Source organism: Telluria sp. BA11, assembly GCF_056680305.1.
Genome location: NZ_CM155275.1, coordinates 2,200,848 through 2,223,000 on the forward strand (window position 1 = coordinate 2,200,848; position 22,153 = coordinate 2,223,000).

Consider the following 22,153-nt stretch of genomic DNA (forward strand, 5'->3'; position numbering starts at 1 on the left):
CAAGTGGAAATTGGACTTCAGTATAGCATCGGCCCCAGCGGCAAAACCTGCACCGCCACCGCTGCGGTGCGCTGCAACATCGCAGCATCGGCAATAGGTGGACGGCCGGCCAGTGGTAAAATCCGCGTTTTTGACCGACACGCCCGCCATGACCTCTACTGCTCTGTCGCCGACCCTGTCGGCCCTGTCCCCGCTCGATGGCCGTTACGCCACCAAAACCGACAAGCTGCGTCCCATCCTGTCGGAAACGGGTTTCATGCACCACCGCGTGAAGGTGGAAATCGCGTGGCTGCAGGCGCTGTCGCAGGCCGGCTTCGCCGAGATCAAGCCATTCTCGAGCGAAGCGATCGCCCACCTCGACGGCATGGCGGCCAACTTCGGCGAGAAGGACGCGGCCCGCATCAAGGAAATCGAAGCGGTCACCAACCATGACGTCAAGGCGGTCGAGTACTGGCTCAAGGAGCAGGTCAAGGACGTGCCGGAACTGGTCGCGGCCAGCGAATTCATCCACTTCGCCTGCACCTCGGAAGACATCAACAACACGTCGCACGGCATGATGCTCAAAGCGGCGCGCGATGGCGTGATGCTGCCGGCGCTGCAGGCGATCATCGCCAAGCTGACCGAGATCGCGCATACCAATGCGGCTCTGCCGATGCTGTCGCGCACCCACGGCCAGACGGCCAGCCCGACCACGCTGGGCAAGGAGATGGCCAACGTCGTCGCCCGCCTGCAGCGCGCCATGAAGCGCATCGCTGACGTCGAAATCCTGGGCAAGATGAACGGTGCAGTCGGCAATTACAACGCGCACCTGTCGGCCTATCCGGGCTTCGACTGGCCGGCGTTCTCGAAGGACGTCATCGAGACGCGCTTGGGCTTGACCTTCAACCCGTACACGATCCAGATCGAACCGCACGACTACATGGCCGAGATGTTCGACGCGTTCGCGCGCGCCAACACGATCCTGCTGGACCTGAACCGCGACATCTGGACCTACGTTTCGCTGGGCTACTTCAAGCAGAAGCTGAAAGCCGGCGAAATCGGTTCGTCGACCATGCCGCACAAGGTCAACCCGATCGACTTCGAAAACTCGGAAGGCAATCTGGGCCTGGCCAACGCGCTGCTGCGCCACATGGCCGACAAGCTGCCGGTCTCGCGCATGCAGCGCGACCTGACCGACTCGACGGTGCTGCGCAATATCGGCGTGGGCTTCGGCTACACGCTGCTGGCCTACGACAGCTGCCTGCGCGGCCTGAACAAGCTGGAAGTGAATGCAGCGCGCCTCGAGCAGGACCTGGACGCGAACTGGGAAGTGCTGGCCGAGCCGGTACAGACCGTGATGCGCCGCTATGGCATCGAGAACCCGTACGAGCAGCTCAAGGAACTCACGCGCGGCAAGGGCATCACCCGCGACGCGCTGCGTGAATTCATTGGAACGCTGGCCGTGCCGCAGGAAGCGAAAGACCTGATGCTGGCGATGACGCCGGCAAACTACATCGGGCTGGCCGCCAAGCTGGCGGCAGAGATCTGATGCCATGCGCGATGCCGCCAACGGCGGCATCGCGCATGCATCTGCGTCTGTTCTCCATCCACGATGCGCCGGCCCCGGCGCATCAGTAATCCCACCTGACCTTCCCCCCCACGCGCCGCTCGAACTCTGCCCAATACGTGGTCGAGCCGAATTCCGCGTGCCCGCCATTCAGGTTCTCGCCATACACCGACAAGGCCACGCCCGGCCGCAAGCGCCAGCCGAAGCGTGCATCGAGCGCCGTCGCTGACGCAATGCGCGACGCCGGCATCTCGCCAGTGCGGCGCAGCGTGACGTTGATCTCGCGCGCATCGTCGATGGTGTAGTGCGACCGCAGTTGCAGCGTATGGGACGGATCGCGCCGCGCCGCGCTCAAGCCCATCACGTCGTTGCCGCCGGGTTTGAGGGCCAGGCGCTGGTGCAGCGCCGTCCAGCCGGCCGACAGGCGCCAGCGTGGCAGTGCCTGCCAGCTGCCCCAGGTTTCGATGCCGCTGGCGCGGCCTTCCAGCAGACTGGCAAACTCGACATAACTGAAGGTGGGGTCGATCTGCTGCCCCCGCAGGTGGTCGTAATCGTGGTGGTACAGCACGACCGTGTACGATAGCCCCGCTGCCGGCTGGCCGCGGTAGCCCAGTTCGAGCACGGGCGCCACTTCGCTGCGCACGTGCGGCCCGCCGCGCAGGATGAACGGTGGCTGGCCGGGCACCCAGGCATCGACGTCCAATCGCGCGGGCGAGCGCACCGTGCGCGCGGCCGATGCCCACAGCGCGTGCTGGGGCGAGAGGCGCCACGACAGGCGCGCGCTCGGCAGCCATTCGATGCCGGTGTAATGGTTGTATTCGACGCGGCTGCCCAGCGTCAGGCGCCAGTCGTCGTTCAGCAGGATGTCATCCTGCACAAACACGCTGCCCCAGCGCAGCAGTTTGCGCGCCGGCAGGAACGCGACCCAGGGGCTGTTGGTGACGCGGTCACGCGTGCTGCGGTAGTTGGCGCCCCACATCAGGTCATGGCGGCCTTTGGTGGCCAGCGTGTGCTGGAACTGCACGTCTGCGGTCGTGAGGCGCTCGGCAAACAGCGGCGGCGATTCGCGCACCGTATGGTCGAGATAGGCTTGCAGCGACACGCTGGCGCCCGCGTCGAGCGTGCGCTGCCAGCGCGCCAGCAGGTTGGCGCCGTCCGATCGCACACGGCCAAATGTGGCCGGGCCGAACGGCGTGGCCAGTTCACCGGGTGCCGGCTGATCGAGGCGCCCGCGGTTGACATTGCCGATGACCGAGAAGGCATCGGCGCCCTGGTCCCAGTCGGCGCGCACGCCTACCAGCGCGCGCCGGTGACCGTCGTCGATGCGCCCGCCACCAATGCCCTCGCTGTCGCTGCGCCGCGTGACCTTGCCATACGCGCGCCAGGCGACGCCGCCATCGCTCGTGCCGCCCTGGCGAAACGCCGCGCCGGCCACGCTGTCGCTGGCGCCGTGCAGCGCCACCATGCCGCCCTGCGTATCGCGGGCCGAGCGCGTGCTGATATTGATGACGCCGCTGACGGCGTTCAGGCCCCACATCACGCCACCCGGCCCGCTGACCACCTCGATGCGCGCAATGTCTTCGAGCAGCACGTCCTGCGCATCCCAGAACACGCCCGCAAACAGCGGCGTATAGACCGAGCGGCCATCGATCAGCACCAGGATCTTGTTGGACAGGACGCTCGGCCCGCTGTTCATGCCGCGCGCGCTGATCGAATAGGCATAACCATTGATGCGCGCCACATGCAGGTTGGGCGCGAGGCGCAATGCCTCGGGCAGCGAATCGGCGCCGGAGCTGCGGATGTCGTCGGCAGTGATCACGAAGACCGCCGCCGATGCGTCCTGCAGGCGCTCGGGGCGCTTCGAGACCGATGTCACCTGGATATTAGCCAGTTCCTCGATTGACAGGTCGGCCAGATCGGCCAGGTCGACAGGATTGGCCTGGCCATGGGCGAGCGCCAGGACCGGCGCGGCGCAAACAAGAGCAACCCAGACAGCAGCAACACGAGGGCTGGCGGCAAACGGCATGCAGGGTATGAATGCGCTCATAACCAGATATTACATTCGGCAGAACGCGATGGTGTATCTTTTGCAATCCGGTGTGGCTTGTTGGGCGTGAAAAAGCGCGTCAACACCACGACGGCCTTTTTTGCTATAGTGAGTTAGTTCTAGCCCGTACTAATTACTTATAAGAAAAATGCGCCGCTATTCGATTCCAGCGATCGTGCTGCACTGGCTGATGGCCTTGGCGATCATCGGCACCTTCACCCTTGGCCTCGTGATGACCGACATCCAGGGCATCAGCATGGCCAAGCTGCGCTATACGAGCTGGCACAAGTGGGCAGGCGTGACGATCCTGGCGCTGGCCGCGCTGCGCCTGTTATGGCGCCTGTTCAACAAGCCACCCGCCTACCCTGCCGGGTTGCCGCGCTGGCAGCATGGCGCCGCCCACGGCCTGCATCTGGCGCTGTATGTGCTGATGTTCGCCGTGCCTCTGTCCGGTTATTTCTTCAGCCTGGCGGCCGGCTATCCGGTCGTTTATTTCAGCAAATTTCCGTTGCCGGTGCTGATCGGCCCCGACCCGGTGCTGCGCGACATCCTGCGCGGCCTGCACTACTGGCTCAATATGCTGCTGGCCAGCCTGGTGGCATTGCACGTGCTCGCCGCGCTCAAGCACCTGCTCATCGACCGTGACGGCATCATGCAGCGCATGCTCCCCATCCCTACCCCGAAGGAAAAACCATGAATGCCATCAAGGCCCTGCTGCTGGTGAGCCTGGTTGCCGGCAGCGTCGCTGCCGTGCAGGCTGCGCCACTCAAGACCGACATTGCCGCCAGCAGTGTCTCAGCTGTCTTCAAGCAGATGAACGTGCCGGTGGAAGCACCGTTTCGCACGTTCGCGGCGCAGATCGATTACGACGCCGCCAAGCCGGCGGCGGCCAGCGCCAGCGTCGAGATCACGACGGCCAGCTTCGATATCGGCGACGCCATGTACAACAAGGAAGTGGCCAAGAAAGAATGGTTCAATTCGGCGCAGTTTCCGAAGGCCACTTTTGTCTCCACCAGCATCGCACCGGCCGGCGCCGGCAAGCTGACGGTGTCGGGCAAGCTGACCCTGAAAGGCAAGAGCGCCAATGTCACGTTCCCGCTGACGGTCAAGGCGGCTGGTGCGAAAACCGTGTTCGAAGGCCAGTTGCCAATCAAGCGTCTGGCGTTCAATATCGGCGAAGGCGAGTGGAAAGACACGAGCATGGTCGCCGATGAAGTTGTCATCAAGTTTCGCGTTACCGCAGCACCAGCTGTCGCAGCAAAATAAACTGATTCACCACCACGTAGGGTGGACGGGTTCCCCGTCCACGCGTTCAACGAAGCTTGATCAGTTTGAACGCGTGGGCGGCATAGCCGCCCACCCTACGGCTGCACGACAAATCTCTATCAACTTTTTTACAGGAATTGCACCCATGAACATCAAGCACCTGATCGCAGCCGCCGCCGCCTTTGCCGCCACCTCGGCCTTCGCCGCGCCAGTCACGTACGACATCGAGCCAAACCACACTTACCCAAGCTTCGAAGCTGACCACATGGGTCTGTCGGTGTGGCGCGGCAAGTTCAACAAGTCGAGCGGCAGTGTTACCATCGACCGCGAAGCAAAGACCGGCTCGCTGGACATCACCGTCGACATCAACAGCATCGATTTCGGCCACGAAAAGATGAACGAGCACGCGAAAAAGCCGGACATCTTCGACGCTGCCAAATACCCGACCGCCACCTTCAAGTCGAAGGCGATCAAGTTCACGGGCGACGTGCCGACCTCGGTCGACGGCGAACTGACCCTGCACGGCGTGACCAAGCCACTGACCCTGCAGATCAACAAGTTTAAGTGCATCATGCACCCGATGCTCAAGAAAGAAGCATGCGGCGCGGACGTGACCGGCACCTTCAAGCGCGACGACTTCGGCATCAGCTTCGGCCTGCCGAACTTCTCGCCGGAAGTGAAGCTGGCAATCCAGGTTGAAGCAGTCAAAAAGTAATCTGGTTCGACCATGAAAAATCCCCGCCGGTTCGCACCGGCGGGGATTTTTTTTGATCAGCGCGCTGACGAATCAGTGCTGCTCAGTGCTGCTCAGTGCAGCTCAGTGCCGATTAACGGCCATCACGATCGAAGTCGCCCGGGATCGCGCGCTCGACACGGTGCCAGCCGGCGCGGGTGGCCGACTTGGCCTGGTCCCAGCTCAGGCGCGAATTGCCTTTCGAGCGATCCCACTCGGTCGACAGACGACCTTCGTTGGCATCGTAGCCGCCGTCGTACTTGTCGTAGTTGTTGTAACCCAGAGCGTAGGCTGGCTCGTAGTCGTCATAGGTGTAGCCTGGCGTGTAGTAAGGCTGGGTCTGGTACTCGTTGCGCCAGTAGTCATTCTCGGCTTTCGGATTGACCACATGGCCCACGCCCTTGCCTGCTGCGCCGCCGACCATGCCGCCGATCGCTGCGCCTGCCGCCACGCCCAGTGGGCCGGCTGCTGCACCGATCACGGCGCCAACCGTCGCGCCGCCACCAGCACCGACGCCTTGCGCCAGGTTATGGTCGCTCAGTTCGTCGGTGGCTTTTGGATTGACCACTTCGCCCGCGCCACGGCCGGCTGCACCGCCTGCCAGGCCGCCGACGACAGCGCCTGCTGCCATGCCGATCGGACCGCCGACAGCACCGACCAGTGCGCCTGCTGCTGCGCCCGAACCTGCGCCAACGCCCTTGGCCAGATGGTGCTCGGACAGGTCGTCATTGGCTTTTGGATTGACCACTTCAGCTGCGCCCTGGCCGGCGATGCCGCCAGCGATGCCGCCGACAACCGCGCCTGCTGCCATGCCGATCGGACCAGCAACGGTGCCGACGGTAGCGCCCAGTGCCGCGCCGCCTGCCACGCCCAGGCCAGCGCCCAGCACGTGCGAACCACCCTGCTCGGTCCACGATTTGTGGATGTGCGCTGCATCTTCATCCGAACGTGCATTCACGCCCAGCAGGATGCCGCCGCCCTTGATGCCTTCTTCATAGTGCTGTGCGCGTTCTTCCGGGATGCCGGCGCCGATCAGCGCGCCGATCAGGCCACCGGTGATACCGCCCGCGCCAGCACCTGCCAGCGCCGCTGCCAGAGGACCGGCGACGACCAGGCCCAGGCCTGGCAGCACCAGCGTGGTGCCCACTGCTGCGATACCGGCCAGCACGGCGCCGATGGTGCCGCCGATACCGGCGCCAATGCCCGCACCTTCAGCCGCCTTGGTACCCAGTTCGGTGTCCGTGTCGGCGAAGTGGGTTTGACGGGTGGAGTCGGACATCATCAGGTTGACGTCATCGCGGTCGTAGCCGCGCTCGGACACGGTGCCATACGCACGCTCGGCGCTGGCACGGTCAGGGAACAGGCCAGTAACCATGCGCTGGTTATCCGTGGTGCGGTTGGTATCAAAGCTGCTCATGATGAATCCTTTGCTGGTTGGTTTCGGCAGCCGGCTACGGATGAGCTGTTGCTGCCAAGGACCTTCACCATAGGCCCCGGCGCTCTCTGGCTCTGTTCGATGACGCACGCTCGGATGACTGACAGCATCTTGCCGCAAAGAATTTTCATAACGATGCAAATTCGTCATCGAAGGTACGCTGCCGCACCGACCCAGGGGTGCGGCGTCTCTAAACTTTTTCACATGGTCTCGGCATTCGTTGGGCCTGGGGATAATGTCTTTTCACTTGAGGAGGAAGCACCATGTTATTTATTATCTGGATCGTCGTTGGCGGTATTCTGGGTTGGCTGGCCAGCATGGTCATGAAAACCGATGCCGAGCAAGGCATCATCCTGAACGTTGTGGTCGGTATCATCGGCGCCTTCCTGGGCGGCTGGTTGCTCTCGCCACTGTTCGGTACCGGCACCATCAATTCCGACGACTTCAGTGTTGCTTCGCTCCTGGTCTCGTTCCTGGGTGCAGTCATCCTGCTGGCCATCGTGAATCTGCTGCGTCGCGGTCGCGTTCGCTAATATGGTGGTTCGCCACCCATAAAAAACCAACGCCTTGTGCGTTGGTTTTTTTTCCTCTGCGATTTTACTGATGAGCTCAAAAAAGTTCTGGACACTGTTGCTGACAGTAGCCGCCACCCTCGTACTGGGGGTGCTCGCATTGAATTTCATGCCGGGCGAAAAACAGATCGAACGCCAGCTGACACGGCAATACGATACGGCCGATCCGCAGTTCCGTCGCTCGCTTGGCGTGTTGCTGGGGCCACCGATCATCGAAGGCAACCAGGTCGAGGCGCTGCTCAATGGCGACCAGATTTTCCCTGCGATGCTCGAGGCTATTCGCGGGGCCAAAAAAACGATTACGCTGGAAACCTATATCTACTGGTCGGAATCGATCGGGACCGAATTTTCCGAGGCCTTGGCCGAGCGCGCGCGCGCCGGTGTGAAGGTGCACGTGATGCTCGACTTCATGGGCAGCATGAAGATGGACACCGCCCAGGTCGACAAGATGAAGGCGGCCGGCGTGCAGGTGCAGCGCTATCACAAGCCGGTCTGGTGGAAGCTGGCGCGCATGAACAACCGCACCCACCGCAAGCTGCTGATCGTGGACGGCACGGTCGGCTTCACGGGCGGCGTGGGCATTGCCGACCAACGGCGCGGCAACGCGCAGGACGAAGACCACTGGCGCGACAGCCACTTCCGCGTCGAAGGCCCGGTCGTCGGGCAGATGCAGGCCGTGTTCAACGACAACTGGACCAAGGCCACGGGCGTGGTGCTTGATGGCGCGGCGTACTTCCCGCCGCTCCAGCCGAAGGGCACGATGCCGGCGCAGATGTTCTCCAGTTCGCCCACGGGCGGCAGCGAGAGCATGCACCTGATGTACCTGATGGCGATCACGTCGGCACGCGAGACGATCGATTTGTCGGCCTCGTATTTCGTGCCGGATGAACTGACGGTGCGCACACTGATCGCCGCCGCCAGGCGCGGCGTGAAGGTACGCCTGATCACGCCGGGCCACATCATCGATTCGGATCTCGTGCGGGCCGCCTCGCGCGACCGCTGGCCCGAGCTGCTGGCGGCCGGGGTGCAGATCTCGGAATACCAGCCGACGATGTACCACGTCAAAACGCTGATCGTCGACAAGCTGCTCGTATCGGTGGGGTCGACCAACTTCGACAACCGCTCGTTCAGTATCAATGACGAGGCGAACCTGAACGTGCTCGATACCGGGTTTGCGGTGCAGATGACGGACGTCTTTGACGCCGACTGGGCACTGGCCAAGCCGGTGACGGCCCAGGCACTCGCCAAGCGGCCCTGGTGGGAACACGCGGCGACGTGGTTCGTGTCGCTGTTCGAGGCGCAGTTGTAGGCGCAATTGCGCGCACCGTTGCAAGCAGGCCCGCGCCCATACTGGCGCGGGCTTTTTCATTGGTGTTGCTGAAATACAGGTTGACGATCCGATAGCGGATTAACCATACTCATGAACACTCTCCGGAGTCCATGAATATCCCTTCCCAACCAGACCAAAGCGCATGAAAAAGACCCTTCTCTCGCTCGCCATCCTGACCAGCTTCGCCGCCCAAGCGGACGAAGGCATGTGGATGCCGCAACAGCTGCCACAAGTAGCCAAGCAACTGAAAGCCGCCGGCCTCAAGCTGGATCCGGCAAATCTGACCAAGCTGACTGAATTCCCGATGGGCGCGATCGTGAGCCTGGGCGGCTGCTCGGCGTCGTTCGTCTCGCCGCAAGGTCTGGTCGTGACCAACCACCACTGCGTCTACAACAGCATCGCCGTCAACTCGACGCCCGAGCGCGACCTGCTGGCCAACGGCTTCCTGGCCAAGACCATGGCCGACGAGCTGCCAGCATCGCCCGGCAGCCGCGTGTATGTCACTGACGAAGTGGCCAATGTCAGCGCCCAGGTCATTACCCCTGAAGTCGCCAAACTGACCGGTAAGGCCCGTATCGACGCCATCGAAAAGAACCAGAAAACCCTGGTGGCGGCCTGCGAAAAAGATGCTGGCTACCGCTGCACCGTGGCCAGCTTCTACGGCGGCCTGGAATTCTATCGACTGAAACAGCTCGAGATCCGCGACGTGCGCCTGGTGCATGCACCGGCATCGGGCGTCGGCAAGTTCGGCGGCGACACCGACAACTGGATGTGGCCACGCCACACGGGCGACTACGGTTTCTACCGCGCCTATGTCAGCAAGGACGGCAAGTCGGCCGAGTTCTCGAAGGACAACGTGCCGTACCAGCCAAAGCACATCATCAAGATCGCGAAAGACAACCCGAAAGAAGGCGACTTCGTGATGGTGCTGGGCTACCCTGGCCGAACGAACCGTCACCGCCTGCCGTCCGAAGTGGCATTCACGTTCGACTGGAACTACCCGGCCTTCATCCAGGCCTCGAGCGAGACGCTGGCGATCATCGACCGCGAAACCAAGAACGATCCGGCCGCCCGGCTGAAATATGCGGGCCAGATCGCGGGCGTGAACAACTACTACAAGAATCGCAAGGGCATGCTGGTCTCGTACCAGGGCAGCGACTTCCTGCAGCGTAAAACGGCCGAGCACAACGCGCTCAAGGCCTGGGTCAATGGCGACGCCGCGCGCAAGGCGCAGTACGCAGCCGACATCGAGATGGCCGAAAAGCTGATCGCCGAACGCGATGCAGGCATGAAGAAGAGCTTCTTCCAGACCTATGCGCAGCCGAAGTTCCTGTCGTCGGCCCGCACGCTGTACCGCCTGGCCAACGAGCGCACCAAGCCGGACGCCGAGCGCAAGACCGGCTACCAGGAACGCGACCTGCCACGCCTGACGTCCGTCGTCGAAGGCCAGGACCGCACCTACGACGAAAAAGTCGACAAGGCACTGGTACTGAACTTCCTGACCAAGTACAACGCGCAACCTGCCGCCGAACACGACGCCGCGTTCGACGCCGCACTGGGCATCCGCGCCGGCATGAGCGAAGCCGAACTGAAGGCTGCACTCGACCGCATCTATGCAGGCTCGAAGCTGGCCGACAAGGCAGCGCGCACTGCGTGGCTCAAGAAGACGCCAGCCGAGTTCAAGGCATCGAACGACAGCTTCATCAAGGCAGCAGTGGCAATGTACGACGCCGACATGAAGGATGAAGAAAAGCAGGAAGAGTCGGCCGGCAAGATCCAGCAAGCCTACGGCAACTACATGAAGGCCAAGATCGCCTACATGAACAGCCGTGGCCAGGCCGTCTACCCGGACGCCAACAGCACGCTGCGCGTCACCTTCGGCAAGATCGCCGGCCGCCCGCAAGGCGCCGACGGCACCACCGGCTGGACCGCATTCACCACCGTGGCCGGCGTCACCGCCAAGCACACGGGCGAAGGCGAGTTCGACGCACCGGACAACCAGCTGGCCGCCATCCAGGCAAAGAACTTCGGCAAGTACGTCGACCCGAAACTGAAAACGCTGCCAGTGAACTTCCTGGCGACGCTGGACATCACGGGCGGCAACTCGGGTTCGGCTGCACTGAACGCCAAGGGCGAGCTGATCGGCCTTGCATTCGACGGCACGCTCGACTCGATTATTTCGGATTGGGACTTCAACAAAGCCATGACCCGCTCGATCCAGGTCGATACCCGTTACATGCTGTGGAATATGCAGTATGTCGACAAGGCCGATAACCTGCTGAAAGAAATGAACGCGCTGTAAATCGCGTATCAATCCTGCCAAAGGCCGCGCTACCGAAAGGAGCGCGGCCTTTTTAATATCCCAAAGAAATTCCCAACAATTAGGGTCAGAGTCGAATTGTTTGACAACTTTTGTGGATGAGCCGTTAATGCGACTCTGACCCTAGTTATCTCTGGGGCAATTGGCCAACAATTCGACTCTGACCCTAATTAATTTTTAGTTAAATTTGGCGAGTTTGAATAGCTGCAGGAAAGTAATGCCGAGAGTATTTGAACGTGCCGTAACTTCTACCAAACTCAAGCAGAAAACCACCTCAAAAACAATTAGGGTCAGAGTCGAATTGTTTGACAACTTTTGCGGATGAGCCGTTAATGCGACTCTGACCCTAGTTATCTCGGGGGCAATTGGCCAATAATTCTACTCTGACCCTAATTGGAGGATGGTGGTGAGTTCGGTGGTGATTTGGGTGGCCAGGCGGTGGATGTGGAGGCCGTCGACGAAGCCGTGGTGGGCCTGGACGGAAAATGGCAGCGTCAGATTGCCGTTTGGGGCGTCGCGAAAGCGCCCCCAGGCCAGGGACGGGATGTCGGGCTGCGCCAGCATTGCGGTCGGGTGCTGGATTGAGGTGAAGTCGAGCCAGGGGATGCAGGTGACGAAGACTTGCTCTTTTGCTGCGCGCGGTGACAGTGCTGCGTACTGCGTGTTCAACGCCGTCATGCCGGCGGCTTCGGCGCCGGCGGCACGGCTGCGGGCGACGAACGTGTGCAGGTCGTCGGACCACGCGAACATCGCGAAATTCAGGTCGTCATTGGCGTTCGTGACGGTGAACGACGGGTTCAGGCGTTGGATGCGGATGACCTCGCCGTCCACGATACGGTAGCAGAAGTTCTCGATCTTCAACACCGCGCGCAGCGTGGCGCACAGCAGCACGTGGAATGGCGCCAGGCCCTGCGCGCGGCACCACGGCCGCAGGTCCGGCAGAGTCAGCGTGAAGCACAGGTTCAGCGCCGGGCTGTCCATGCTGTCGAACAGCGCGAAGCGGTCGCGCCGTCGTTCGAACTTGTCCATCGCGATCGCCAGCCGCTTACGCCTGCTGTTTGTTCAGGCGGCTGTTGCGCATGCTGTAGACGAAGTAGGTCACGACCGCCACGCCCATCCAGATGAAGAACACGCGGAACGTCGTGCTCGACAAGTCCTTCATGATGTACAGGCAGGCCAGCACCGACAGGCCCGGCACCACATATGGACCGAACGGCACGCGGAAGCCAGGTGGCGCGTCAGGGCCCTGCTTGTGGCGGATCACCGGCACCGCGATCGATACCACCATGAACGCTGTCAGCGTGCCCATGCTGACCATGTCCCACAAAAAGGTCGAGTCGACCGTGCCGGCCACCAGCCCCACGACGCTGCACACGATGATCGTATTGGCCACCGGTGCCTGCGTACGCGGGCTGACTTTCTGGAACACTTTCGGGATCAGGCCATCACGGCTGATCGCGTACAGGATGCGGGTCTGGCCGTAGATCGTCACCAGCGTCACCGAAAACACCGACACCACGGCGCCAGCCGACAGGATCAGCGCCGGCCAGGCCTGGCCCGTCACGTTCTGCAGGATGACCGACAGGCCAGCTTCCTGGCCTTCGAACAGGTGCGCCGGCTGCGCGCCCATCGCGGCAATCGCCACCAGCATGTAGAACACGGTGACGATGACCAGCGCCGACAGGATCCCGATCGGCACATTGCGGCGCGGGTCCTTGACCTCTTCGCCGGCGGTGGCGATGGTGTCCAGGCCAATGAACGAGAAGAACACGGTGCCGGCCGCGGCGGTCACGCCGGCCATGCCCGCATAACCCTTGCTCTCGTCCATATTGAAGAACGGCTGGAAGTTGTTGGCGTCAAAACCGGTGAACGCAATCGCGGCAAAGAACACCAGGATCGCCAGCTTGATCATCACCATGATGGCGTTGGTCGTGGCCGATTCCTTCGTGCCGCGCACCAGCATGATGCCGCACATGATCACGAGCAGGATCGGCGGCAGGTTGATGTGGCCCGGATTGAACGAGACGTTATGGTGGTCCGACACGAACATCGGCGAGCGCAACTCGATCGGTATCTGCCAGTGGAACGCGTTGAGCAGGAAGTTGTTCAGGTAATCGGACCAGCCAATTGACGTCGCACTGGCCGCCAGCCCGTATTCGAGCAGCAGGCAGCCGGCGACGATGAACGCCGCGAATTCGCCCAGCGTCGCATACGCGAACGAGTACGAGGAGCCCGATGCCGGCACGCGCCCGGCCAGTTCGGCGTAGCACAGCGCGGTCAGGCCGGCGGTGATCGCCGCGAGCAGAAACGAGAGGACGACGGCAGGACCGGCTTTCGGCACCGCTTCGACCATCGTGAAAAAGATGCCGGTACCGATCGTGGCACCCACGCCGATCATCGTCAGCGGGAACAGCCCGAGCGAGCGATGCAGGCCGGGCAAGGCGCCGGCAACGCCAACGGATGTGCCCTCGTCGTGATGGCGTCCCGCCGGTTTGGTACGTAGCAGCTTTTGGCCCAGAGTCTGATTCACGGCGAGTCCTTCAGTACGCGGTTGCAATCGCGTTCGATGCCGCCGGTAAGCAGTCCCCAAACGCAGTCTCAAAACGAAGCTGCGATTATAGGGGACTCTGCTGTCGCTGAAGACATTTTGTTTGCACGCGCGACAAGACCTCAATCGAGCAGGTGGATACGCTCGCCCGTCATGCTGCGCTGGGCCGGCTGGCCATACACGCGGATGCCGCCCGAGCCCGAGGTACGGGCAAACAGCGACTGCCTGACCGTGGCCCGGATGCTGCCAGCGCCGCTCGCGCCCAGGTCGGCGTCCTGCGTCGTCAGGCCCGCCAGATCGGCGCTGGCCGAGCCGCTCACACGGGCGTTGAGCGAGCGCACCGCGCCGCTGGCCTCGAGCGAACTCGATCCACTCAGCTCCATGCGCGCGACCTCGCCGCTGACTGGTCCGAGGCGCATCCGGCTCGACCCGGACAGCGTGACATCGATGCTGTTGCTGGTGAGCCGGGCCGCATCCAGCAGACCGGAGCCGCTTGCGCGCGCATGCAGGTTGCCGGCGCTGCCAGCCAGCGTCACGCTCGCCGAACCGCTCTTGCGAACGTCAAGCGGTGCACCATTCAGGCCGCCCACGTCGACGCGGGTCGCGCCCGACGCACGCACCTCGCTCAAGCGCGGCGTCGTGTAGATGATGCGCAGCGGCGTCTTGGTGCGCAGGTTCTGCTCGGACCAGATGCGCAGCGTGTCGCCCTGCGTCTCGGTGCGAATCAGTGGCAGCAGGTTGCTGTCGGCTTCCACCACCAGCGACGCGACCGGCCCCACGCGCACATCGACCGGCAGCGCGCCGCTCACGTCCAGTGCCGGCAACGCCGCGATGGCGCGGGCATCGCGCGCCGCGACACCGTTCCCCTCCGTCGTCCCGCTGCTCCACGACGTATGAAAGCGCATGTCGCTGCCATCCTGCGGCGCGACGATGATGGCGCAACCGGCAAGGGCAGCAAGGGCAGCAAGAGCGGCAAGGGCGATGAGGGTACGCATGGCAGTCCTGACAGGTTGTTGTTCGGGTGATGGCACTCTACCAACCGCCCTGCCCCCCAACGTGCTGCATGCGACGAACTGCAAAAACGGCGCCGTGGGCTGCATGCCCCAGGCGCGAACCGTGTCAGCCCTTGCCAGGCCGCGTGGTGTCGAACAGCGTCTTGAATTCGTGCGGCTGCGAGCGCCAGTACTGCGGCGGCGCGCTCACCTGCGCCCCCAGTTCGGCCGCCGCGTGCCACGGCCAGCGCGGGTCGTACAGCATCGCGCGCGCCAGGGCGATGACGTCCGCCTGGCCCGCCTGCAAAATCGCTTCAGCATGGCGCGCCTCGGTGATCAGGCCCACGCCGATCGTCGGCAGGCCCGTGTCACGCTTGATGCGTTCGGCGAAGCCGATCTGGTAGCCCGGCTCCACCGGGATCTTCTGGGCGGTCGACACGCCACCGCTCGACACGTGGATGAAGTCGCAGCCGATGCGCTCGAGTTCCTGCGCAAGGCGCACGCTCTGTTCGAGGTCCCAGCCGCCGTCGACCCAGTCGGTGGCCGAAATGCGCATCCCGAGCGTCATCGACGGCACGGCGGCGCGCACGGCCGCAAAGACTTCCAGCGGATAGCGCATGCGGTTCTCGAGCGAGCCGCCGTATGCGTCGGTGCGGTGATTGGCCAGCGGCGAGAGGAACTGGTGCAGCAGGTAGCCGTGGGCGCCGTGCAGCTCGATCGCATCAAAACCCAGCGCGTGCGCGCGGCGTGCCGCAGCGACGAAGCTGTCACGCACCCGTTCCAGGCCGGCGGCATCCAGCGCCAGCGGCGCGGCGTCGCCCTCGGTATGCGGTACGGCGGACGGACCTTCCGTCTGCCAGCCGTTGGCCGCGTCGGGGGCGATCTGCGCGCCGCCGTCCCACGGCACATTCGTCGACGCCTTGCGGCCCGCGTGGCTTAGCTGGATGCCGATCTTGATGGGTGAATGACGACGCATCGCCGCCAGAACCGGCGCGAGCGCGTCGGCGTGCGCATCGGACCACAAACCCAGGTCACTCGGGGAAATGCGGCCTTCCGGCACGACGGCGGTGGCCTCTAATGTGATCAGCGCGGCGCCGGACAGCGCCAGGCTGCCAAGATGGATCATGTGCCAATCAGTGGCTAGGCCATCGACAGCCGAATACTGGCACATCGGGGCGATGGTAATACGGTTGGACAGCTCGAGGGGGCCGAGCGAGTACGGTGAAAACAGCATGGTCATGGTGGCTCCTGCATATCAAGAGCACCAGTCTAGCCCGACATGAAAATTCGTGTCGTCGACCAAAAAAAGCGGGGGTCAGGTCTGACATTCGGACACGACCTCGACAATCGCGTAATGGGGACCAGCTGGCACCGGGCCATGCTAATACTGGCTAGACACCGTTGCAGGTGGATAAGGCTGAGGTCGTGTCCGAATGTCAGACCTGACCCCGGCTGTAAGGCTGAGGCCGTGTCCGAATGTCAGACCTGACCCCGGCTGTGTTATGGAAATACGTGTCGTCGACCAAAAAAAAGCGGGCTGCGGCCCGCTTGGTCTTACCCGATGCGCACCACCATGATCCCGGCGCGCAGTCCTACCCGTACATCCGGGTTCGGGAACACGACCAGTTCTTCGTCGTGCTGCACCGTGTAGGTCGTTGCGCCATCCTGCGCGATGACCTCACCTTTTTGCATCGGCGTGAAGTTCCAGGTCTCGCGCCCTACCCGCATGGTAAATGCGTCGGACAGCTTGATGATCGACTGCGCCGTCCCGAACACGCGCGGCGACACGGTCGCTGGCTGCGCCGGCTGCCCGCGCAGCAGGCGATCCAGCGCGCCCGATGCAGCAGCAAACTGCGACAGATCATTCTGCCCCAGTGTGCCAACACGGCCCAGTTCGACCGTGCTGCTGGCCGCGCCGAGATGCTCGGCCGTGAAGTAACTGTAGGTGCCGGCCGATTCGGGGTTCATGATGATCGCTTCGATCCCTGCCTCGCCCAGCCACGTCATCAAGCCGCCACGCGCGGCATTGGCAATCAGTTCCGGCACGATCGCGAACATCGGATAGTGCGACGGCCTGATTGCCGTGTGCAGGTCGAGATGCCAGCGCGCCGGGCCGCTGCCCTCGAAAAACGCGCGGGTCGCCTCGATCAGCACATCGGCGCGCCCGGCCTCGAACGTCCCGGCGAGCGAGCCGCGTTCGGCGCGGAACATCCGGTTCAGGTCCGCGTCGATGAAACGCTTCCCGGCGCGGATGGCGTCGATATGCCCGACACACAGCATCAGGTCCACCGCCAGCGCACTGGCGGAACGCGACAACGCGTCGACCAGATACGCCACCATCTCGATCGGCCCCGTCTCGTCACCATGCACGCCGACCGACACCAGCACGCTGGGGCGATCGGCGTCCGGCGTTGCGGCGCGCACCGTCAGGATCCCTGACGCCGGCAACGCGACGACAAAGCCGGCATCACGAAAACGCTGCGCGACCGCGCCGAAGTCGGCTTCGGCCAGTGCGCGCACCGCTTCCGGCAAACCTGCTGCAGGTGCGGTGCTCATCTCGGTGCTCATATCACGCAGCCAGACGTTCTGGGCTGAGGCCTTCCGACAGCGCCCACACGTCCAGCATCGCCTGCTCCAGCTCCGTCGGCGGCGCAAAGCCCGTCAAGCCGCGCGCGGCGGTCACTTCGTCCACCGCTGCCTGCATGTCGTTGCCATTGTGGCCCGCATGCTCGATCACCTGCAGCAGCAGGCGCTGTTGCGCGCGGCGCAGCGATTGCAGTGCGTAGTTGCGCAGCTGTTCCTGCGACTTGCTCTGCGCCGGCAACTTCAGGCCCAGTTCCAGCGTGTCGATGCCGACCTGCTGGCGCAGCAGCGTGCCCACCTGCAGGAACTGCAGCAGCGACATGCCTTCTGGTCGTGGCACCGACACCGCAGCGAACAGGAACGAGGCTTGCGACTCGATGATCTCGACCGCCTTCCAGGCCGCTGCAAACTGCGGTGGCAGGCCCGTATGGCCATCGGCCTCGGAACGGAACTTGGCGGCCGCGCTCCCGTCGGCTTCGGCGAACAGCGTCGAGAGCTCGTCCAGGCCTTGCGAGCCTGGCGGCAGCGACAGCACGCCTTCGATCGTGGCGCGTTGCAGCGCGCGGGTGCGGTTGTCGACCGAAACCGACACGTCGCGCGGCACCACCAGGGCGTCGGCGTCGAGCGCGTCGAACACCGGCGCCAGGTGCAGTGCAGCCCAGGCCTTGGCCCACGCCTTGACGACTTCGGTGTCGTCGATGCGGTGTTCCAGCGCCAGGTCGCGCAGCATCAGCGGACCGCAGCGGTTCACGGCTTCGTTGGCCAGCACGGTGGCCAGGATGGCATTGGCCAGCGGATGGTCCAGCGGATCGCGCGTGGCGACCAGCTGCGCCGGGAAGTAAGGCCGCAGCAGCGAATCGGCCCAGACTTCATCGGTCAGCGGCAGCGCGGCCAGCGTACGCTTGAAGCGGTTCTTGACGTTGGCAATGACCACCGCCAGTTCCGGCGCCGTCAGGCCCAGGCCCAGCGCTTTACGGCGCAGCAGTTCGGCGTCACTCGGGAGTTGCTCGAGCTCGCGCGAGACGGCGCCTTCGGCTTCCAGGTTGGCGATCAGGGCGATGTAGCCGTCGACCACTGCGCCGGTAGCTTGCGCCTGCACTTCGCGCGTCAGCAAATGGGTCTGCAGCGTGTTGTCGCGCAGGACCAGGCGCTCGATCTCGCCGGTCATTTCGTTCAGCGTGCGATTGCGGTCGGTTTCCGACAACTGGCCGGCATTGACTTCGGTATCGAGCCAGATCTTGACGTTGACTTCATGGTCCGAGCAATCCACGCCGGCCGAGTTGTCGATGGCATCGGTGAAGATGCGGCCACCTGCCAACGCGAACTCGATGCGGCCGGCCTGGGTCGCGCCCAGGTTGCCGCCTTCGCTTACCACCTTGCAGCGCAGCTCATTGCCATTGACGCGGATCTGGTCGTTGGCGCGGTCCTTCACTTGCGCGTGCGTCTCGGTCGAGGCCTTGATATAGGTGCCGATGCCGCCGTTGTAGAACAGGTCGACCGGTGCCTTGACGATGCGGTGCATCAGTTCCTGTGGCGCCAGCGATGTCTCTTCGATCTGCAGCGCCTCGCGGATCTGCGGCGACAGTTCGATCGAGCGGGCATTGCGCGGGTACACGCCGCCGCCGGCCGAGATCAGGCTCTTGTCATAGTCTTCCCACGACGAGCGTGGCAGCGCGAACATGCGCTCGCGTTCCTTGAACGAGACTTCGACGTCCGGCGTCGGGTCCAGGAAGATGTGGCGGTGGTCGAACGCCGCCACCAGTTTCAGCTGGCGCGACAGCAGCACGCCGTTGCCGAACACGTCGCCCGACATGTCACCCACGCCGGTCATCGTGATCGGGTTGTTGGCCAGGTCGTGGCCCAGTTCATAGAAGTGGCGCTTGACCGCCTCGAACGCGCCCTTGGCGGTGATGCCCATCTTCTTGTGGTCGTAGCCGTTCGAGCCGCCCGATGCAAACGCGTCGCCCAGCCAGAAGCCGCGCTGCACGGCGATGCTGTTGGCGATGTCCGAGAACGTCGCGGTGCCTTTGTCGGCTGCCACCACCAGGTACGGGTCGTCCTGGTCGTGACGCACGGTAGCCTCTGGCGGCACGATCTCGCCGCGCACGCGGTTATCGGTCACTTCCAGCAGGCTGGCAATGAACAGGCGATACACGGCTTCGCCCTCAGCGGCGACCACGTCGCGCGCCGCATCCTTCGGCATCTGCTTGCAGACAAAGCCGCCTTTCGAGCCGGCCGGCACGATGACGGCATTCTTGACCATCTGCGCCTTCACCAGGCCCAGCACCTCGGTGCGGTAGTCCTCCATGCGGTCCGACCAGCGCAGGCCGCCGCGGGCGACCGGGCCGCCGCGCAGGTGCACGCCTTCGAAGCGGCGCGAGAACACGTAGATTTCGCGGAACGGCCGTGGCTCCGGCGCCAGCGCCAGGTCACTCGTGTCGACCTTGAAGATGATCTTTTCGCCGCTGTTCTGGAAGTAGTTGGTACGCACGGTGGCCAGCGCCAGGTCGATCAGCGCCGCCATGATTTCTTCGGTGTCGGCGTGGTTCACGCCTGGCAGGCTGGTTTTCAGCAGGTACAGCGCGCTGCTGCCTTCGTTGCGTTGTTCGTCGGTCAGGGCCGGATCGAAGCGCTGCATGAAGCCGTTGACGAATTCCTTGACCAGGCCAGGCTGGGCGCGCAGCGTTTCGGCCATGTAGCGCACCGAGAACTTCGAGCCGAGCTGGCGCCAGTAGCTGATGTACGCGCGCACCAGTTGCACTTCGCGCAGCGAAAGGCCGCCTTCGATGGTCAGGCCGTTCATGCGGCCATCTTCGGCCTCGTCGTTGAACAGGGCCGAGAACAATTCTTCGGCCACTTTGCCGATGCCAGGCTTGGTCAGCTTGGCAGCGCTTTCGGCGTCGACCGACAGCGCGGTCACGTAACGGCGCACGCCATCCAGGCCCGTGTGGCGGAAGGTCTGCTCGCGGTCGACCGCGATGCCCGCGTTCTGCAGGGCCGGCAGGATGCGCGACAGCGACGGCACGGTTTCGCTCGAATACAGGCGGATCGAGGTCCCGGCAGCATCATCCTGCTCGATGCGCGCGGTCACGCGGTCCGGACGGCAGCGCGTCAGCAGCGCGTGCACGTCGCGGAACGCCGTTTCGGGCGCAGTGGCGGAGACAAAACTCACCGGCAGCGTTGGCACCACCTTGCGCATCAGGCTGCGCAGGCGGCTTTCATCGACGCTGTTGGTCAGCTGGGCAAAGCGATCATGCCAGCCATCGAGCACGCCCAGCAGCGGCGCCTGCAGATCGGTTTCCAGGTCGAGCGGATAGCGGGCAGCGTGCGCGATCAGGTACACGCGCGCCAGCGGGCCATCGGCCACCAGGGTCTGGACGTCGACGTCGCGCGCGCCCGAGCTTTCCTTCAGGGCAGCTGCCAGGCTCGCGGCCACGGCAGCGCTGAAGCGCTCGCGCGGCAGGTACACCAGCACGTTCAGGTGGCGGCGATACACGTCGCGGCGTGCAAACACCTTGGCGCGCGGCTGCTTGTACAGCGAGACCACGGCGCTGCAGACTTCGGCCAGCCATTCCGGCTCGGCTTCCAGCGCTTCGTTGCGCGGCAGCGATTCGAGGATCTCGATGAATTTCTCGGCGCGGAAACCTTCCTGGCGCACGCCGGCGATGCCGAGCACCTTGGCCACGCGGCCACGGGCGAACGGCAGGCGCGCCAGCGGGGTCGAGGTGGCGGCGCGAGTGAACAGGCCAATGAAGCAATGCTCGCCCAGGATGCGGCCCTGCGCGTCGGTATCGCGCACGCCGATGAAGTCCAGCGGCTGGTCGCGGTGCAGCGTGCCGCCCACGTCGGCCTTGACGATCGACAGCGTGTCAGCGCGGCGCGACAGCGTATCGAGGTCGCCCGGGATGCTGGCCAGGCAATCGCCATACACCGGATGCGCGGTGTCCTTCAGCACGCCGATGCGGCTGCCCAGATCGCGTTCGAGTTCGCGCTCACCCGCCTTGACGACGTAGTAGGCGTAGCCGAACGGCTCGAAGCCTTCGTTCTTGGCCCATTCGAGGAAGGCGGCGGCTTCCTGGCCATCCGGCGTGCCGGCGGCGGCAGCGGCTGCTGCCACGGCGGTCATGCGGTCGCCCATGGCGACGGCGTCGCGCTGCACGGTGGCGGCGTCGCTGGCGACCATGCGGATGCGCGCGGTCAGCTTGTCGAGTTCTTCGTACTGCAGTTCGTCGTTCAGCAGGCACAGGACGATGGATTCGAGCGGGCTGCCCGCTTCGCCGATGGCGGCCAGCGCGCCCGTGGCGTCGCGGCGTACCGGCAGCACGGCGTTCATGACGCCGGCGGCGACGATGCGCTCCTTGCGCAGTGCCATGACGAAGGAGTCGACCAGGTACGGGCGGTCATCGTTGAGAATCAAGAGTGCGGTGGCCTTGCCGCCGCGGCCGTCCGAGTAACCCATCGTGGCGATCTGCGCGCCAGGGCCGGTGCGCTGGGCCAGTTGCGAGAAACCGTCGACCAGCACGGGCGCCAGGCTTTGCGGCGCGGTGCCGGCCAGGTCTTCGTCGTCGAGCGACTCGAGCCAGGCGGCGATCAAGGCATTAACCTGCGCGCTGCCGGCCGATTGACTGGCCGAACCGTTCTCGTTGATCAGCGCCAGCGTCTGGCCGCGCAAATCGTTGGGCATATCTTTCATCTTGCTTCTCCAAAGTTGTGTGCCTGGCGCGCAACCGGCTCGTGGCGTGGCGCTGCCCTGCTTTATATGGACAGGGATTACCCGCCCG

The 22,153-nt window shown here is 64.0% G+C and carries 15 protein-coding genes; 7 read left to right on the forward strand and 8 right to left on the reverse strand.

Features of this window, described 5'->3' with window-relative positions; translation table 11 throughout:
• The first annotated feature begins 148 nt into the window (after positions 1–148).
• Complete coding sequence (gene purB, locus AC1MGT_RS09660; RefSeq protein ID WP_499503999.1) at positions 149–1,528, forward strand: adenylosuccinate lyase; 1,380 nt, start codon at positions 149–151, stop codon at positions 1,526–1,528.
• A gap of 82 nt (positions 1,529–1,610) precedes the next feature.
• Here purB and AC1MGT_RS09665 read toward each other — a convergent pair whose 3' ends face one another.
• A complete protein-coding gene (locus AC1MGT_RS09665) occupies positions 1,611–3,593 on the reverse strand; it encodes a TOL_0244 family TonB-dependent receptor (protein ID WP_499504000.1) in 1,983 nt (660 codons plus the stop codon).
• Positions 3,594–3,741: 148 nt separating this feature from the next.
• Between AC1MGT_RS09665 and AC1MGT_RS09670 the strand changes: the two genes are divergently transcribed.
• From AC1MGT_RS09670 to AC1MGT_RS09680, 3 genes are all read left to right on the forward strand, one after another.
• Positions 3,742–4,290, forward strand: coding sequence for a cytochrome b (locus AC1MGT_RS09670; protein ID WP_499504001.1), 549 nt, complete (start codon positions 3,742–3,744; stop codon positions 4,288–4,290).
• Positions 4,287–4,859, forward strand: a complete 573-nt coding sequence (locus AC1MGT_RS09675) for a YceI family protein (RefSeq protein ID WP_499504002.1) — start codon at positions 4,287–4,289, stop codon at positions 4,857–4,859. Before AC1MGT_RS09670 ends, AC1MGT_RS09675 begins: the two co-directional genes overlap by 4 nt.
• Before the next feature lie 145 nt (positions 4,860–5,004).
• On the forward strand, positions 5,005–5,574 hold the full coding sequence (locus AC1MGT_RS09680) for a YceI family protein (protein ID WP_258835932.1): 570 nt from the start codon (positions 5,005–5,007) through the stop codon (positions 5,572–5,574).
• A 112-nt stretch (positions 5,575–5,686) separates the two neighbouring features.
• Here the strand turns inward: AC1MGT_RS09680 and AC1MGT_RS09685 are convergent, their stop codons facing one another.
• On the reverse strand, positions 5,687–7,009 hold the full coding sequence (locus tag AC1MGT_RS09685; protein ID WP_499504003.1) for a hypothetical protein: 1,323 nt from the start codon (positions 7,007–7,009) through the stop codon (positions 5,687–5,689).
• A gap of 281 nt (positions 7,010–7,290) precedes the next feature.
• On the opposite strand from AC1MGT_RS09685, the gene AC1MGT_RS09690 reads away from it, so the two are divergent.
• The 3 genes from AC1MGT_RS09690 (at position 7,291) to AC1MGT_RS09700 (ending at position 11,231) form a co-directional block, all read left to right on the forward strand.
• On the forward strand, positions 7,291–7,560 hold the full coding sequence (locus tag AC1MGT_RS09690) for a GlsB/YeaQ/YmgE family stress response membrane protein (RefSeq protein ID WP_123067791.1): 270 nt from the start codon (positions 7,291–7,293) through the stop codon (positions 7,558–7,560).
• A 148-nt stretch (positions 7,561–7,708) separates the two neighbouring features.
• Positions 7,709–8,908, forward strand: a complete 1,200-nt coding sequence (locus AC1MGT_RS09695) for a phospholipase D-like domain-containing protein (RefSeq protein ID WP_499504276.1) — start codon at positions 7,709–7,711, stop codon at positions 8,906–8,908.
• Between the two features lie 163 nt (positions 8,909–9,071).
• Positions 9,072–11,231, forward strand: coding sequence for a S46 family peptidase (locus tag AC1MGT_RS09700; protein ID WP_499504004.1), 2,160 nt, complete (start codon positions 9,072–9,074; stop codon positions 11,229–11,231).
• A gap of 396 nt (positions 11,232–11,627) precedes the next feature.
• On the opposite strand, the gene AC1MGT_RS09705 is transcribed toward AC1MGT_RS09700, so the two are convergent.
• The 6 genes from AC1MGT_RS09705 to AC1MGT_RS09730 all read right to left on the reverse strand — a co-directional run bounded on the left by AC1MGT_RS09705 (position 11,628) and on the right by AC1MGT_RS09730 (position 22,065).
• Positions 11,628–12,278 (reverse strand): CatA-like O-acetyltransferase, encoded by a 651-nt coding sequence (locus AC1MGT_RS09705; protein ID WP_499504005.1) that lies wholly within the window; start codon positions 12,276–12,278, stop codon positions 11,628–11,630.
• 16 nt (positions 12,279–12,294) lie between these two features.
• Positions 12,295–13,779, reverse strand: a complete 1,485-nt coding sequence (locus AC1MGT_RS09710) for an APC family permease (protein WP_499504006.1) — start codon at positions 13,777–13,779, stop codon at positions 12,295–12,297.
• Positions 13,780–13,919: 140 nt separating this feature from the next.
• On the reverse strand, positions 13,920–14,792 hold the full coding sequence (locus AC1MGT_RS09715) for a head GIN domain-containing protein (protein WP_499504007.1): 873 nt from the start codon (positions 14,790–14,792) through the stop codon (positions 13,920–13,922).
• 124 nt (positions 14,793–14,916) lie between these two features.
• Complete coding sequence (locus AC1MGT_RS09720) at positions 14,917–16,029, reverse strand: NADH:flavin oxidoreductase/NADH oxidase (RefSeq protein ID WP_499504008.1); 1,113 nt, start codon at positions 16,027–16,029, stop codon at positions 14,917–14,919.
• 314 nt (positions 16,030–16,343) lie between these two features.
• Positions 16,344–17,345, reverse strand: a complete 1,002-nt coding sequence (locus AC1MGT_RS09725; RefSeq protein WP_499504009.1) for a succinylglutamate desuccinylase — start codon at positions 17,343–17,345, stop codon at positions 16,344–16,346.
• Between the two features lie 13 nt (positions 17,346–17,358).
• On the reverse strand, positions 17,359–22,065 hold the full coding sequence (locus AC1MGT_RS09730) for an NAD-glutamate dehydrogenase domain-containing protein (protein WP_499504010.1): 4,707 nt from the start codon (positions 22,063–22,065) through the stop codon (positions 17,359–17,361).
• Positions 22,066–22,153: the final 88 nt, after the last annotated feature.

Bases quoted from the DNA above. Each gene is read 5' to 3' on its own strand.
- AC1MGT_RS09705 (WP_499504005.1), bottom strand. From the start codon at position 12,278: ATGGACAAGTTCGAACGACGGCGCGACCGCTTCGCGCTGTTCGACAGC.
- purB (WP_499503999.1), top strand. From the start codon at position 149: ATGACCTCTACTGCTCTGTCGCCGACCCTGTCGGCCCTGTCCCCGCTC.
- AC1MGT_RS09695 (WP_499504276.1), top strand. From the start codon at position 7,709: ATGCCGGGCGAAAAACAGATCGAACGCCAGCTGACACGGCAATACGAT.
- AC1MGT_RS09720 (WP_499504008.1), bottom strand. From the start codon at position 16,029: ATGACCATGCTGTTTTCACCGTACTCGCTCGGCCCCCTCGAGCTGTCC.
- AC1MGT_RS09690 (WP_123067791.1), top strand. From the start codon at position 7,291: ATGTTATTTATTATCTGGATCGTCGTTGGCGGTATTCTGGGTTGGCTG.
- AC1MGT_RS09685 (WP_499504003.1), bottom strand. From the start codon at position 7,009: ATGAGCAGCTTTGATACCAACCGCACCACGGATAACCAGCGCATGGTT.
- AC1MGT_RS09680 (WP_258835932.1), top strand. From the start codon at position 5,005: ATGAACATCAAGCACCTGATCGCAGCCGCCGCCGCCTTTGCCGCCACC.
- AC1MGT_RS09715 (WP_499504007.1), bottom strand. From the start codon at position 14,792: ATGCGTACCCTCATCGCCCTTGCCGCTCTTGCTGCCCTTGCTGCCCTT.
- AC1MGT_RS09675 (WP_499504002.1), top strand. From the start codon at position 4,287: ATGAATGCCATCAAGGCCCTGCTGCTGGTGAGCCTGGTTGCCGGCAGC.
- AC1MGT_RS09700 (WP_499504004.1), top strand. From the start codon at position 9,072: ATGAAAAAGACCCTTCTCTCGCTCGCCATCCTGACCAGCTTCGCCGCC.
- AC1MGT_RS09725 (WP_499504009.1), bottom strand. From the start codon at position 17,345: ATGAGCACCGCACCTGCAGCAGGTTTGCCGGAAGCGGTGCGCGCACTG.
- AC1MGT_RS09665 (WP_499504000.1), bottom strand. From the start codon at position 3,593: ATGAGCGCATTCATACCCTGCATGCCGTTTGCCGCCAGCCCTCGTGTT.
- AC1MGT_RS09730 (WP_499504010.1), bottom strand. From the start codon at position 22,065: ATGAAAGATATGCCCAACGATTTGCGCGGCCAGACGCTGGCGCTGATC.
- AC1MGT_RS09670 (WP_499504001.1), top strand. From the start codon at position 3,742: ATGCGCCGCTATTCGATTCCAGCGATCGTGCTGCACTGGCTGATGGCC.